Annotated in this window: 9 protein-coding genes; 4 read left to right on the plus strand and 5 right to left on the minus strand. The window is 63.2% G+C overall.

Translation table 11 applies throughout. The features are described from left to right. Positions 1 to 14 precede the first annotated feature (14 nt). The 5 genes from B0G74_RS16495 to B0G74_RS16515 form a co-directional block, all read right to left on the minus strand. Positions 15 to 2249 (minus strand): polysaccharide biosynthesis tyrosine autokinase, encoded by a 2235-nt coding sequence (locus tag B0G74_RS16495; protein ID WP_132375930.1) that lies wholly within the window; start codon positions 2247 to 2249, stop codon positions 15 to 17. 49 nt (positions 2250 to 2298) lie between these two features. Beyond that, the gene (locus B0G74_RS16500; protein WP_132375931.1) at positions 2299 to 3438 is read right to left on the minus strand and encodes a polysaccharide biosynthesis/export family protein; all 1140 of its coding nucleotides are present in this window, start codon (positions 3436 to 3438) and stop codon (positions 2299 to 2301) included. A gap of 64 nt (positions 3439 to 3502) precedes the next feature. After that, positions 3503 to 4888 (minus strand): undecaprenyl-phosphate glucose phosphotransferase, encoded by a 1386-nt coding sequence (locus tag B0G74_RS16505; RefSeq protein WP_132375932.1) that lies wholly within the window; start codon positions 4886 to 4888, stop codon positions 3503 to 3505. 53 nt (positions 4889 to 4941) lie between these two features. After that, positions 4942 to 6501, minus strand: a complete 1560-nt coding sequence (locus B0G74_RS16510; protein ID WP_132375933.1) for a mannose-1-phosphate guanylyltransferase/mannose-6-phosphate isomerase — start codon at positions 6499 to 6501, stop codon at positions 4942 to 4944. An 86-nt stretch (positions 6502 to 6587) separates the two neighbouring features. Continuing rightward, complete coding sequence (locus B0G74_RS16515; RefSeq protein ID WP_132376975.1) at positions 6588 to 7571, minus strand: helix-turn-helix domain-containing protein; 984 nt, start codon at positions 7569 to 7571, stop codon at positions 6588 to 6590. Between the two features lie 803 nt (positions 7572 to 8374). Here B0G74_RS16515 and B0G74_RS16520 point away from each other — a divergent pair. The 4 genes from B0G74_RS16520 to B0G74_RS16530 all read left to right on the plus strand — a co-directional run bounded on the left by B0G74_RS16520 (position 8375) and on the right by B0G74_RS16530 (position 13946). Beyond that, the gene (locus B0G74_RS16520) at positions 8375 to 10663 is read left to right on the plus strand and encodes a hypothetical protein (protein WP_132375934.1); all 2289 of its coding nucleotides are present in this window, start codon (positions 8375 to 8377) and stop codon (positions 10661 to 10663) included. 113 nt (positions 10664 to 10776) lie between these two features. Further along, positions 10777 to 10926: a hypothetical protein gene (locus tag B0G74_RS45785; protein WP_165923870.1), complete on the plus strand. Its 150-nt coding sequence runs from the start codon at positions 10777 to 10779 to the stop codon at positions 10924 to 10926. A 45-nt stretch (positions 10927 to 10971) separates the two neighbouring features. Beyond that, entirely contained in the window at positions 10972 to 11424 is a 453-nt protein-coding gene (locus B0G74_RS16525) for a GDP-mannose mannosyl hydrolase (RefSeq protein WP_132376976.1), read from the plus strand. A gap of 131 nt (positions 11425 to 11555) precedes the next feature. After that, positions 11556 to 13946 carry a PIG-L family deacetylase gene (locus tag B0G74_RS16530; protein ID WP_132375935.1) on the plus strand — a complete coding sequence of 797 codons (2391 nt, stop codon included), beginning with the start codon at positions 11556 to 11558 and terminating at the stop codon, positions 13944 to 13946. Positions 13947 to 13951: the final 5 nt, after the last annotated feature.

Raw genomic sequence — 13951 nt, forward strand, 5'->3', positions numbered from 1 at the left:
AGTCGGCCGCTGTCTCAGCCGGCGATGCTGTCGTAGCCGTAGTAGCCGCCCTGATAGCCCGAGCCGAGGAACGCGCCTTCCTGCGGCACATCGGTCAGCAGCACGCCTCTGAGCCCCACGCCGCCATTGCGCAGCCGCTTGGCCGTCTCCATGACCTCGTTGAGCGGGTGGCGGCCGTGGCGCACCACCAGCAGCGTCGTGCCCGCGTACTTGCCGATCACCGTCGAGTCGGTCACTGCCAGAACCGGCGGCGTGTCGACGATCACGAGGTCGTAGTGCGACTTCAGTTCTTCGAGCATCGTTTCGAAACGCTTGCTCATCAGCAGTTCGGCCGGATGCGAGGGCAGCGTGCCCTTGGCGAGCACGTCGAGACCCGGCAACACGTCGCGCTGGATCATCGAGCTCAGATCGCCGCCGCTCAGCACGTCGGACAGACCCGGCTGATGCGCGACACCGAAATGCGAGTGCACGTCGCCGCGCCGCATATCGCCGTCGATGATCAGCACACGCTTGTTCGCCGACGCCACCAGTGCCGCCAGATTCACCGACAGGAACGACTTGCCGGAATCGGGCCGCGAGCCGGTGATCATCACCACGTTGTTCTCGGCGTGATCGAGCGAGAGCTGCAACGAGGTGCGCAGATTGCGCACGCCCTCCACGGCGATGTCTTCCGGCGCCTGCTGCGCCAGCACATGCAGCCCGCGACGGCGCAGCATGACGTTTTCCTGCAGCTTCAACTGGGTCTGGCTGCGCGGCACCACCGCGAACACCGGCACGCCGAGCATGCCTTCGAGTTCGTCCGGACGTTCCACGCCGCCGTACATCGCGCGCTTGAAGAAGGTCAGCAGAATGCCGAGCACGAGGCCGCCTCCGAGCGCGATCAGGATCGCGATCACGCGCTTCGGACGCACCGGTTCATCAGGTGCTTCGGCGAAGTCGACCACGCGCACGTTGCCGACTTGTCCCGCTTTCGCCACGCGCAGTTGCTGCGCGCTATTCAGCAGATTCGTGTACAGCTCCGTATCGACGTGCACGTCGCGTAGCAGCCGCAATGCGGTTTGCTCCGTATCCGGCATCACCGCCACGCTGCGATTCATGTTGGCTGCCGCGCCTTGCAACGCGGCGATCTGCGCGTCGAGCGAGGCCACCGCCGGGTGATTCGCCGTGAAGCGTTGCGACATCTCCGCGCGTTGCTGCTGCAGATCCATCAGCTTGGTCTTGTTATCGACGATCTGTTGCAGCAGCAGGCGGCTTTCTTCACCCAGATCGACCGTGCCGTGCGTGTTGCGGAACTTGTTGTAGCGTTGCTCGGCGTCGTCGAGTTCCTTGCGCAAGCCCGGCAGTTGTTGATCGAGAAAGGCCAGCATGTGCTCGGCCTCGGTCGACCGGCTCTCCACATCCTGACGCACGAACTCGCGCGCCATGCTGTTGACGATCGCGGCCGTCAGGCCGGCGTCGCCGCCTTCAAGGCTCGCGCGGATCACGCCGGATTGCAGCGTAGTTTCCTGCACCAACAAAGCTTTTTGCAAACGGTCCACGGTGCTCAGCGTCGACGCGCGCTGCAATTCGAAACGCGAGCCCGCGGCGCCGACCAGCTTGTCGACGCGCAACGTGATCGGGCCGTCGGCGGTATCCGTTTCCACGGTTTCGCCGACTTTCCCCGACAGAATCGCAATACCGTTCTTGTCCCGCAGCACGTACGACCCGTCATTGCCGGAAATCAGCGTGAAAGTCGCGTCGTACATTTCCTTCGAGGTGTCGAACCGCGACACCGAAATGCTCTCATCACCCCATGCATAGCCGGACAGGTTGATGAACTGCGGCAACTTGAAGCCCCATTGCCCGTTCACCAAGCCCGCAATCATTCCGCCGATGAGCGGAAAATAGCGCGGCGTAGCCGTGATATCGAGGTGCAGTTTCTTGACGGTTTCTTCCGTGACGAGTCGCGACTTCAGCAACTCGATCTCGGCCGCCGTCGAAGGCTTGGTGTCGAACATGCCGGTGAGCGGCGGCAAGGAATCCTTGCCGTTCGCATTGGCATTCGCCGTCTTGTCCTCGACGTGAAACAGCACATCCGCGCGGTACGTCGGCGGCGCGAGGAAAGCGTACGCGCACCCCAGCGCGAGCGCGATCAGCGTCACCATCACGATCGTGCGCCAACCTCGCACGATCGTCCGCAGATAGTCCGACAAGTGAAGCTCGTCCGGACCGGACACGTCGGTGTAACGGTTTTCAAAGTTGATTGCCATTTTCTTCACCCAACAAAGCCCGGCGGTTCAAGATCACGTTGTACGGTTACTATTTCGCGAGGACGGCGCCCGTCACAGCCGCATTGATTGCCGGCAGCAGCAGGTTCAACACACGGTTGAAGCGGACCAGCCCGCCTTGACCGACATACACCACGTCCTTCGGCTGCAGTTCGAACTGATTGGCGAGCACCATCGACACCGGCGAGGTCGCGTCGAGGTGGTACACCTCAGGCGCTTCGCTCGTCGAATTGCGGATCACGAACAGTTGCCGGGCCGCGGCCGTGTTCGAGTCGAAGCTGCCGCTGTCGGAGATCGCCTGCGAAAGCGTCAACGAGCCGTTGCGCATCGGCAGGATGGTCGCTGGCTTGTTGACCTCGCCCATCACGTAGACACCGCTGTCTTCGCGCGACGCCACCCGCAGCATGTCGCCCGGTTGCAGATAGATGTCCGACGGATTTTTGCCACGCTTGATCAGATCGTCGAGGTTGAGCTGATACGGGACGCCGTTGCGGATCAACACCACGCGGCTACGGTCCGCATTCGGGCTAAGGCCGCCGCTCAAGCTGATCGCCGTCGTCAGCGACATCGGAATGTCGTTGACAGCCTGAGAGCCAGGCGTGCGCACTTCACCGTCGACATAAACCTGCTGCGCGCGGAACGAGGCCACCCGCACCGTCACTTCCGGCTTCTGGTACACCTTGCTCAGACGCTTCGCCAGGTCCTTCTGGATCGAGGCGACGTCCCTGCCCGCCACATGCACGTTGCCTGCGTACGGAAACTGCACATCGCCGTTTTCGTCGATCAGGAAGCCAGGTGCGGCATCCGTCGTCTTCGTGTTCTGTGCCGGCTGACCGAGTGCGGCAGCCAGTTCCGGGTGATCCCATACGACGATCTGCAGCACGTCGCCGGGGCCGACCTTGTAAACGGTCGGCTTGCCGAACAACGCGACCGTTGCCGGCGGCAGCGCCGAGCTCGTCTGAGCCTGGTTCATCTTGCGCAGCAGCGCGAGGTTGATATCGGTAATCGGGATCTGCTGTTGCGATGCCGCTTCAGTACTGTAATCACCACCCGTGTCCTGAATTGCCGCAGGCGTGACCATCCGCTGACCCGGAGCGATGCCGCATCCGGAAATCAACGTTGCAGTAGCGAAAACCAGGAGACTTCCCGTGCGTAGACCAAGCGAGCTCATGATGTTTCCTCCTTGTGCCACGGCGTTTTTCCTCAAAGTAGAAAGCGCGTAGCGTTTTTAACAACTAATAAGCGTTTCGATGCACCAGTCCGGCGACTATCGTCGCGCCGATAATCCGCATGTCGAGTGCGAACGACCAATGGCCCAGGTAATACAGGTCATGTTCGACACGACGTTCCATCTTTTCGATGCGGTCGGTTTCGCCACGAAAACCGTTGATCTGTGCCCACCCCGTAATCCCCGGTTTTATGCGGTAGCGATTGATATAGCCCGCGACCACTTTCTGATAGAGGTCGTCGTGCTCGAGTGCATGGGGACGCGGTCCTACGACCGACATGTCGCCACGCAACACGTTGTAGAATTGCGGCAGTTCGTCGAGGCTCGTGCGGCGCAGGAAAGCGCCCACTTTGGTCACGCGCGGATCGTTGCGCGTGGCCTGCCTGACGTGCCTTTTTGGCTCGATATGCAAACGCATCGAGCGAAACTTGTAAATCGTGAATACGTGACCGTCTGCGCCTTTGCGTTTCTGCTTGAACAGAACCGGACCGCGCGACGACAGCTTCACCGCGATCGCAATGGCGAGCATGACCGGTGCAAGAGCGATCAGCGCGGTCAACGCGAACAGACGGTCGAAAATTTCCTTCTTCAGCATCGAACTGGCGGACAGCGGCGAAGCCACGAGATTGATCGCCGGCACGCCGAGCAGATCGATCACGCCGCTGCCCTCGAAGAGCGCGAGGCTGCGCACGTCCGGCATGAAACGGATGTTCACCAGATCGTCGCGGAATTCGCCGACCAGCGAACAGATCAACGGCTCTTCGGAAAGCGACAGCATCAGCCACAGTTCGTGCACGTCGTTGGTCCGCATGTAGCCGGCCAAAGCATCGACGGTATCGAACACCGGCACGCCCGGGCTCGCGACCGACGACACGTCCGGACGCGCGTTGTACACGGCCGTGGCGCGAAAACCGGTGGTCGGCGCGGCGTTGATCCGGCGAATGATCGCGTCGCACTGCGAGCCGCTGCCGACAATGGCGACCTGGTGCAGATTCATCCCGGCGCTGCGCGCACTCGCCAGCACGGCGTGCGTCATCAGCCGGTACGCGATCAGCAGGCCGCCGGTCACCGCCGTCCAGTACGAGAACCACAGCCGCGACACGAAGTCGATCCGATGCAGCGAATACATCAACACGAGCGCGCTGCCCTGCACCATCAGCCACGCGAGCGACACCTGGCCGGCCAGCACCAGCTTGGAGCGGCCGCGCCATGATTCGTAGACGCCGAACGCCGGAAAGATGGCCAGCGCGAAGGCCGCGGAAAACATCACGAGCGCCCAATAGAACCCGGATTGAGCGAGGTAATCAAAGCGGATTTGCGACGCCACCGCCGCTCCCGCCAACACCAATGCAACATCGAAAACCCGCGCGAGCAAATCCTGAAACTTGCGCATTTTGGTCACCTCGTTCTTGCCGTTCTTGTCCGCAGTTGAGTCCGGCGTGCTGTTTAGGAGCAGCGGCCGTAGTTATCGTTAAACCTCACAATGTCGTCTTCACCGAGATAGGTGCCTGACTGGATTTCAATGATTTCGAGCGGCACCTTGCCCGGGTTTTCGAGCCGGTGGCGGGTGCCGAGCGGAATGTAAGTCGATTCGTTTTCACTCAACAGAAACTGCTCTTCACCGCGAGTGACGAGCGCCGTGCCGCGCACGACGACCCAGTGTTCCGCGCGGTGGTGATGCAATTGCAACGACAGTTGCGCGCCCGGCGTCACGACGATCCGCTTGACCTGGAAACGCTCGCCATGGTCGATCGAATCGTAGAAACCCCACGGGCGGCGCACCTTGCGATGCGCGTCGGCCTCCGGCGCGTGCTGCGCCTTGATGCGCGACACCAGACCCTTCACGTCCTGCACGTGCGAGCGGTCGACCACCAGCACCGCGTCGGCGGTTTCGACCACCACGACATTGGTGGTGCCGACGCAGGCGACCAGCCGCCCTTCCGAATGCGCGTAGCTCGATACCGCGCCTTCGAACGTCACCCGGCCGCGGCCTGCGTTACCGTTGGCGTCCTTCTCCATCGCGGCCCAGACGGCGTCCCAGGAACCCAGGTCCGACCAGCCGGCATTCAGTCCGACCACCACGCCGGCGGGTGTCGCCGGCGCGCTCGCGGCCGCGCCATCCGTCGTTTGCGGCTCGGCCGTCTCGGTCAGGCGCTCCATCACCGCGTAGTCGATCGAATTCGCCGGCGTACTGAGGAACGCATCGACCAACGGCCGGAAATACGCACCGTCGACACGGCCGCCGGTGAATGCGCGTTCGCAAGCCGCGTGCATTTCCGGTTGCAGACGCTTCAACGTATCGAGCCACACGCTGGCGCGGACGATGAAGATGCCGCTGTTCCACCAGTACATGCCCGCCGCGACGTACTTCGCCGCGAGTTCTTCCGCGGGCTTTTCGACGAAACCGTCGATCGCATGGCCGCCGCCCGCCAGCTCGGCACCGATGCGGATATAACCAAAGCCCGTGTCGGGGCGCGTGGGCGGCACGCCCAGCGTCGCGATCGAGCCCTGCTCCGCATAGCGTGCCGCCAGTTCCAGCGCCGCCTGCAAGGCGGGCACGTCGGCGATCGAATGATCCGCGGGCATGACGACCAGAATCGCGTCGCTACCGTCCGCGCACGCCAGCGACGCCGCCAGCGTCAGCGCAGGCGCCGTATCGCGTCGCGCCGGCTCGACAATAAGACGAGCGTCGACGCCATTTTCATGAAGTTGTTCTGCGATCACGAAGCGATGTTCTTCGCCGCATACGATGATCGGCGATGCGTCCACGCTCCAGCCGGCCGGAAAGCCTTCCATGCGCCGCGCGGTGGCTTGCAGCAGCGAGTCGGAACCGACTACGTCGATCAGTTGCTTCGGATAGTTTTCCCGCGACACCGGCCACAGACGCGTGCCCGAACCGCCCGCCAGGATCACCGGGACGATGCGCGCGCAACGCGCGCCTGCCGTCGCGCCATCCGCACCGGTCGGGGCGACCGACGCGGCGCCTACAGCTCCCTGATTCGACATATTCGCATTCCTTATAATTTCCAAAGATCAACGGAAGTACGGACCGGATGCCGTGTTGCCACGGCGATCCGGCTGGCCCCGTCGCGCTATTCGCCGACTAGTCGGCGACTTTGAATCCGAAATTCGGTCGGCGAAATTCTCATCCGCTTGCGAAACACTTTCGCGAGGCGGTCGCCGTTACCCATACCCGTGCGGCGGGCAATCTTGTCGACCGGCAATTCCGATTCGGTCAGCAGGCTGCAAGTCACCGCAAGGCGTTCGTGCAACAGAAAACTCGAGGGCGTAATGCCCATTTCCATCTTGAAGCGGCGCAGAAAGTTGCGCTCGCTCATCGCGGCGAACTGCGCCGCGTCGGCGATCGAAATCGCCTGCTGGCAGTTCTCTTGCAGCCAGCGAGCTGCCGCGCGCACCTTGTCGCCGGGACTCAGGCCGCCGTCTTCGCCGAGCAGCGGCGCGAGATTCGAGCACGAGTCCGCCAGCAGGCGCTCGGCAACCGTACGCGCCGTCGCGCCGCCGAGATCGCGCTTGATCATGGCGAGCGCGCTTCGCATCGATTCGAGGCGATCGCCCGCATCGGCCGTCTGTTCCGGCTGGCGCGCCGACACCGGCTGCGCCTGTGAGTCGCCACCTTCCTTGCTGTCGGGCACATACGCCGCTTCGAGCAGCGCGCGGCCCTCCGCGATCGGCCGGATCATGCCGGTGTTGCGGCGCACACGGCGCAGCCACGCGATCAGGCGTTCATCGCCGGCGGCGGCGAATGCGCCTTTGCCGCCCGCCACATACAACGCGTCGAAACCACCGTAATGCCGCGCGTCGAGGCCGTCTGTCCAGACCCGCAGCGCGGACGACGAAGTCACCATGCCGCCATCGGCCGACAGGAAGGACACGTCGTATAACCAGCCGCCCGAGCCAGACGAAGCCATTTCGTTCGCTGCCTGGAACACCTCGGCAACGACCCCGGCTCCCTGCAGCGAGCAGTCGTTGAACATCAGTATCGCGATGCGACGCATACCCTTGTTTGGAGCGTGCACCCAGCGCAGCATTGCGGACTCGAGACTCGCGCAGGTCATAGTCATCCTCTCACCAGAAAACGGATCTACTTTTCACCTTGGACGGCCGCAGAGAGGCCGGCCTCTGTGCAGCGCATCATAGTCACCGCCACTCAAGCATTTAGCCGCCATGACCGAAAGCGCAGACATGTTGGCGTATGGACAGGGTGACCAACCAGGGATTTTCGGAACACCCCCACTACCGCCGTCTTTTCAACGAATTAATTGCCGATTCCACATAGGAATGAATTGGCATTCTGCGAATGTTAATGCAAATAAAAGCGCCATTTCGTACGCCACCGCACACACCACGACTACTCGAAAACGGCGCAGTTACAATTTGATCAATCCATCGCCATGCCGATTTGAAGTGACTTTTTCCCATCGGGACGCCAGAATGAGCGCAACCTGCTTCGCTATTCCAGCGCCCGCCGCGCCCCTTGTCTACTTGGGTTTCTTCTGACGATATATCCGCGGGGATGGCAATAAGTAAAACGAACATCCAATATAAGCACTTGAGAGTGCGACAAAATTATTTAGTTGGTTGTTATTGGATCTCACGGATATAAACGTGACGATTAATGTTTCAAACGTGAAACACGGGAATAAGACCACTTTAGGCGGCACGGCAATAGACGGGCCAGTGGCGGAATGTGTCGAGTGGCAACCGGGCTATTTCCGCCAGCGGTTTGCGGAAATACACTATGCGGTTTCCGCAACACATTGCTTCGAGAGGTGGGTCGAGGCGGCTTTGACCTGGTGAACTAGTAGTTCGGCGACGCGTCTGTTGCCTTTGGAAGGACAGCGAACGACACGGGGAACACATGTCGAATGTACGCGAACAGCGCGCGCCGCGAAAGCGCGTCGACGGCTTTTCCGGCGGCAGTCGAGGGCTGAGGAGCGGCATTGCCGCCTCGGTGGCTGCCGTCGTCCTGCTCGGCCTCGCGGCCGGTCGATGCGCTGCGGCCGATACTGCGCCGCAGGCAAATGGTGGGGGCAATGGCGAATTCCCCGCGGACGGCAGAAAGTGGACGCCGTGTGCGGCGGAATACGGCACCTGCCGTTTCAACGGCACGCGCGACGTGCTGTATGGCACTGCACAACAGCACGTCGTCAAAACGTTCTCGAATAGCGCGGAGTGCAACAACGGCGTATTCGGCGATCCGGCGCCAGGCGTGGAGAAGCGCTGCGCGATGGCGCCAACGGTGGCGAGCAATGCAGCCGCGCCTATTGCGAAGCAGGACCCGGCGCCGAATGCAGCGATGCAATCCGCCACACCCACGGACCTGAAGGCGCCACCCGGACAAGGGCTGCGTTGCTCAGCGCCTTCGTCACAGGTCCCCACGGCCGCGAGCGGCGATCTGCTCGAAGCCGACACGCCCAGCGACGGCACGCGTCTCTTCGCCATGAACAAACCGTTCGCGCTGGTTTTCGCCACGCGCCCAGCGCAAGCCGACACGCTCAACTGGCAGATACGCGACACGTGGAATGCCGTGCGCGCCAGCGGACGCTTTCCCGTTGCAGCTGGCGCGACGCTGTCCACGTTGAGCTGCGCGTCGAGCGTGGCGGGCTACTTCGCGGTGTCCGCATCGCTGGAACGCGGACACGGGCAGTTCGAATCGCGCGGCACGCGTCCCGCGGGCATCGTCACGTTCGGCGTGCTGCCGGATCCGTCCGCTGCGCTACCCGTCGTGCGTTTTCCGTATGAAGATCTGCATCGGTTCGGCGGACAGGGGGCCGCTTATCTCGCGCCGGGACAGCACTGCTGCGACGGCGACGGCTATCGGCCGGTCTATACCGCTCTCGGCCTCACGTGGGTCAACGACAATCGCAACTGGTATATGGAGGAGCCGAAAAAAACCGGCACGTTCGACCCCGCGAGCAAACAGCTCACGCCCTTCTTCCGGCGCGGCGACCTGCTGCGGCTGATCCAGCTCGACGGCATTCCGCAGTGGGCAAGTCCGACGAACAAGGAGACCCACAGCTATGCGCCGACCTCGCTCGCACAAATGAAGGACTACATGGCCAAGGTGGGCGCCGAGTCGAATCGCGTTCGCATGACTTACTTTCCCAGACAGCGCGACAACTACTATCAGGTGACGTGGGAACCGGACGCCGACGGCGGTCTGCCGTGGCGCGACACGGACGCGAATTTCATCGCCATGTACAAGGCGGTCTGGGAGGGCATCCATCAGACGGATCCGCATGCGGTGGTAATGGGTCTGACCTATTCGTCGGTGCAAGGCAACGTCACGTGGATGCGCAAGCTCGGTCCGCTTGGCATCGGCCGCTATATGGACGGCATGACGATTCACGGTTACTACGACATCGGCACGACGCCTTCGCATCCGCCCGAGCGCGTCGCGGATACCGGCAATCAGGGCACGGTGTCAGGCGCGTTGCCCGCCGCGATGCGGGCGCTGCGCCACGAAATGCGTCTTTACCTGAAGCCCGGCGCGCCGCTCTTCGTGACTGAAACCGGCATCAGCTACGACATCGGGCAGTCGTATGGCAAGAACTATCCGGGCGCGAACGTGCTGTATGCACAGGCTGCCGTGACGGCGCGCACGCATCTGATTCTGCTCGGCGAAGGCGCCGACATGACCTACGTGTTCTATCTGGCGGATATGCCGGACGCCGCGCCGGGCTACGGCATTTTCTTCGAGCTCGATCATCCAAAGGGCGCCTACGGTCCTTCCCGCATCAGCCCGAAACCCGCGGCGCTCGCGGTGGCGGCGATGACGCGAATCATCGACGGCACCGACACGCTCGGCCCGCTCAAGGATCTGCCCCAAGGCGTCTACGCCTACGCGTTCCGCCGGCTCGGCGGCGGCAAGATCGTGACCGCGTTATGGACGCATGACAACGACAAGTGGAACGCCAAAAGCGGCTTCGACGCGAGCCGCAGCGTGGACTTCCGGCTGCGGGTCGACGCGCCCGGCACGACCGGCGAAGTGACGGCGTTCGACATGATGGGCAACGCGACGAGCGTGCCGTACCGCGACGGAATGGCTAGCCTGAAACTCTCGCCCGCGCCGGTCTATGTCGTCTCCGGCAATGCCGAAGTCTTCAGGAACGCAGTCACCACGCCCGAGGGTTACATGGCGCATTAACGGCGCGATGTGACGATAGTTCGGCGTGATGTGACAGGTTCTGTGGCCCTTGGCGCACATAGTATGCAGGCGGAGGCACGTTAGCATGCCTATCAACACGCCGGAGCCGAAACATGAGCGGCCTTGCATGGATGATGCTGATACTGGCCGCGATGATCGGTGCGTTTCTCTTCGCGACGATCGGCGCGATTGTGCTCGCGCTTCTTCTGACGAGCGTTTCAAGCCGGCTCACGCGAGACGATGATCACCATCGTGACTACTAGCTGACCTGGCGCTCAACCGGCGCGAGAAGCGGGGGAGATGACATGCTGCTGACCGAGATCGATTTCCTGGACGTGGTCCGCCTCACGCCCCTGGTCGCATTCGATCTGATCGTCAGCGATGCTCAAGGGCGCGTGCTGATCGGCCGACGCCGCAACCGCCCTGCCCGTGGCACATGGTTCGTTCCCGGTGGCCGCATTCATAAAGACGAAACACTCGACGCCGCGTTCACGCGCATCGCCGACGCCGAGTTGGGCATCGCGCAACTGGCGCGCTCGACGGCACGCTTCGAAGGCGTATTCGAACATCACTACAGCGACAACTTCGCGGGCGAGCCGGACGTGTCGACGCATTACATCGTGCTCGCCTATTCGCTGACGCTCACGGGCACCGCGCCGCTCGGACGGCCCGAGCAGCACAGCGAATATGTGTGGCTTGCGCCTTCGGAACTGCTCGCGCGCGCGGACGTCCACGAAAACACCAAGGCCTATTTCCGCTGATACGGGAGCAAGCCGTCACGCGGGCCTGAACCCGCGCCGCATCGCAATCTGGCGCTGACTGTGAGTTCGGTAACGTGCCGGCCACGGTCGCTACAGTATGATGCGAGCTCACCGTCAGAGCTCGAATCACTATGCGATTACCGGCAATCAGGCTCGTTCGCGATTCTTTCACTGCTTTACTCGCGGTCTTCTTCCTCACCTTTCTGCCAGGCACGGCGCGCGCGGCCGATTGCGGCGCCGGCACGCTGGTCACTGTGGTCGCGCACCTCGACGACGATCTGCTCTTCGTGGACCCAGCCATCAGCGAGCGTCTCGACGCGGGCTGGTGTATCACCACGGTGCATCTGATCGGCGGCGCCAACGGCGGGGACTTCGCTTATGTTCAAACGCGCGAGCGGGCCTCGCGGCTCGCCTATGCGCGCATGGCAGGCGTGCCTGACGAGTGGCTCGAATCCAACGTGACGATCGCCGGCAAGCTCGTGCATCAAATGGTGCTGAAGGCCCGGCCGCAGGTGCGCCTGCTCGAATTGCGCCTGCCCGGCGGCGCCGTGCGCGGCGGCCGCGTGCCGCTCGGCCTGCTGTGGGAGCAGCACGCCACGATCTCCACTTATCCGATGAACGCGGACGGCTCCGTGCGCGTGAAATACGATCGCGACGCGTTGTCGGCCACGTTGAAAGTGATACTCGCGCAAGCGACGCTGATCTACACGCTCAATCCGGACACCGTTCCGTTTATCGAGCATCCCGATCACATCTATTCCGCGCGCATTACCCGCCACGTCGCGCAGACGCTCGGCAAAGGCGTGCCGATCGTCTATCACGTCACCTATCCGACCGGCGGCTGGCCCGGCAATCTTCCCGCCGCCGAAGCGCAGCGTAAGCGCGACATCGTCGCCAGCTATTTTTCGATCGACGGCAGTGAGTCGTCGCATGTATTCGGCGAGTTTCAATGGGACGGCAACTGGATTTCGCGCCGCTATGCGTTTGCCGATCGCTCCGATCGCCGCGTGCCCGATTTCGTGTCTCATCCGATTCAGCTCTTCAATGCGGCGGCGAGCCGCTGCCTGACCTCCGCGGGTCCGGGCCGCGCGCCGACACTCGCCGCGTGCACGGATTCGTCCACGCAGCAATGGCGATGGGACCCGCTGACCGTGTATCCCGGCAATACGCGCAACGCCGCGCTCGTGAGCGTCGCGACGTCGCAATGCATCGCCGAACGCGACGGCTATCTGGTCGCCGAGACTTGCGATCAATGGGACCTGGCGCAGCGCTGGACGCCGTGGGACTTCGGCCTCGTCTATACACCGATGCGGCATTGCCTCGGCGAAAACGATGGCAAGCTGACCATGCGCGGCTGCACCGCGCTCACCACCCGCTACCGTTGGGCCACCACGCAACGTACCCAGGCGAACGACCTGAGGCTCGCCACGGCGATGGTCGGCGACATCGCCGGCTCGGGCGAGCAGTCCGCCGTGTACGTTCAGCGGCAACACGACGGGCCGGGATTCGACGTGTATGCCGCGTCGCTCGCGAAAGCGTCGCCGCCCGCGCTCTGGTATGCGGGCGCCGTCCCATTCGATCCTCTGGCTACCGCACCGAGCTGTGCCGGCGACAAACTGTGCTTCGACAGCGTGCGCTTCCTGCTCGGCGATTTCGACGGCGACGGCAAGGCGGATCTGATGATCGTCGCGGCGCGCCAGGGCGGGACCGCATTCTGGTTGCTCCGCAGTGCCGGCGACCGGTTCGAGGCGCCGCGCCTCTGGCTGCAGACCAGCAATGCGTTCAAGCCGGAACTGACGCAGCAATATGTGGCGGCGGACTTCACGGGAACGGGACGGGCCAGCGTGCTGATCGCGCAGAAGCGGCCCGACAGCGGGCTCGATCTGTGGATCGCGTCTTCGCAAGGATCGGGCGTCTCAACGGGAGCGGCTCCGGCGCTCTGGGCGCAGGCCAAAAACCTGCCGCAGAACGTCAATCTGCTGGTGCGCGAAACGGCGGGCGCGCGCGCCTCGCTGCTCGCGGTCGACGGCGCGAACGGCCGCCTCGCACTCACGCCCATCACCAACGAAGGCTCGCGCATGAGCGTCGGCGAGCGCAACGTCTTGCCGGCAAGTTTCGCCCCCGACTTCGTGAAGGTGACAATGGGCGCCGTGCATGGCCGCGACAGCAACACGCTGATTCTGCTGAGCCCGCATCTCGACGAGTCGAGCGAAGAAGCGATGGTCGACGTCGCCACCCTCGACCTGAGCGGCGCGGCGAGCGCGCCGGCCCAGGCGGCGATATTGCACGGCATGACGTGGTCGGATGTGTTTCCGCAATTCGTGCGCGACAGACAGGGTGCCGCACTCGTGCTGTTTCGACGGACGGACGCGACTCTCGGCGATTTCTATTTCACCGGCGGCGCGCCCGCGCTCACGCGCTATCCATCCGGAAACGGCCTGACACTGGGCGAAGCTCAGGGACTCGGCAAACTGCCGGGGCTTTTCTCGGAGACAGTGCGAATCGACCGGCTCGCGCAGTAGCGCGG

Source organism: Paraburkholderia sp. BL9I2N2 (assembly GCF_004339745.1).
GTDB lineage: Bacteria > Pseudomonadota > Gammaproteobacteria > Burkholderiales > Burkholderiaceae > Paraburkholderia.

Excerpts from the sequence above, each read along its gene's own strand:
- B0G74_RS16495 (WP_132375930.1), bottom strand. The coding sequence starts at position 2,249 with ATGGCAATCAACTTTGAAAACCGTTACACCGACGTGTCCGGTCCGGAC.
- B0G74_RS16500 (WP_132375931.1), bottom strand. The coding sequence starts at position 3,438 with ATGAGCTCGCTTGGTCTACGCACGGGAAGTCTCCTGGTTTTCGCTACT.
- B0G74_RS16505 (WP_132375932.1), bottom strand. The coding sequence starts at position 4,888 with ATGCGCAAGTTTCAGGATTTGCTCGCGCGGGTTTTCGATGTTGCATTG.
- B0G74_RS16510 (WP_132375933.1), bottom strand. The coding sequence starts at position 6,501 with ATGTCGAATCAGGGAGCTGTAGGCGCCGCGTCGGTCGCCCCGACCGGT.
- B0G74_RS16515 (WP_132376975.1), bottom strand. The coding sequence starts at position 7,571 with ATGACCTGCGCGAGTCTCGAGTCCGCAATGCTGCGCTGGGTGCACGCT.
- B0G74_RS16520 (WP_132375934.1), top strand. The coding sequence starts at position 8,375 with ATGTCGAATGTACGCGAACAGCGCGCGCCGCGAAAGCGCGTCGACGGC.
- B0G74_RS45785 (WP_165923870.1), top strand. The coding sequence starts at position 10,777 with ATGAGCGGCCTTGCATGGATGATGCTGATACTGGCCGCGATGATCGGT.
- B0G74_RS16530 (WP_132375935.1), top strand. The coding sequence starts at position 11,556 with ATGCGATTACCGGCAATCAGGCTCGTTCGCGATTCTTTCACTGCTTTA.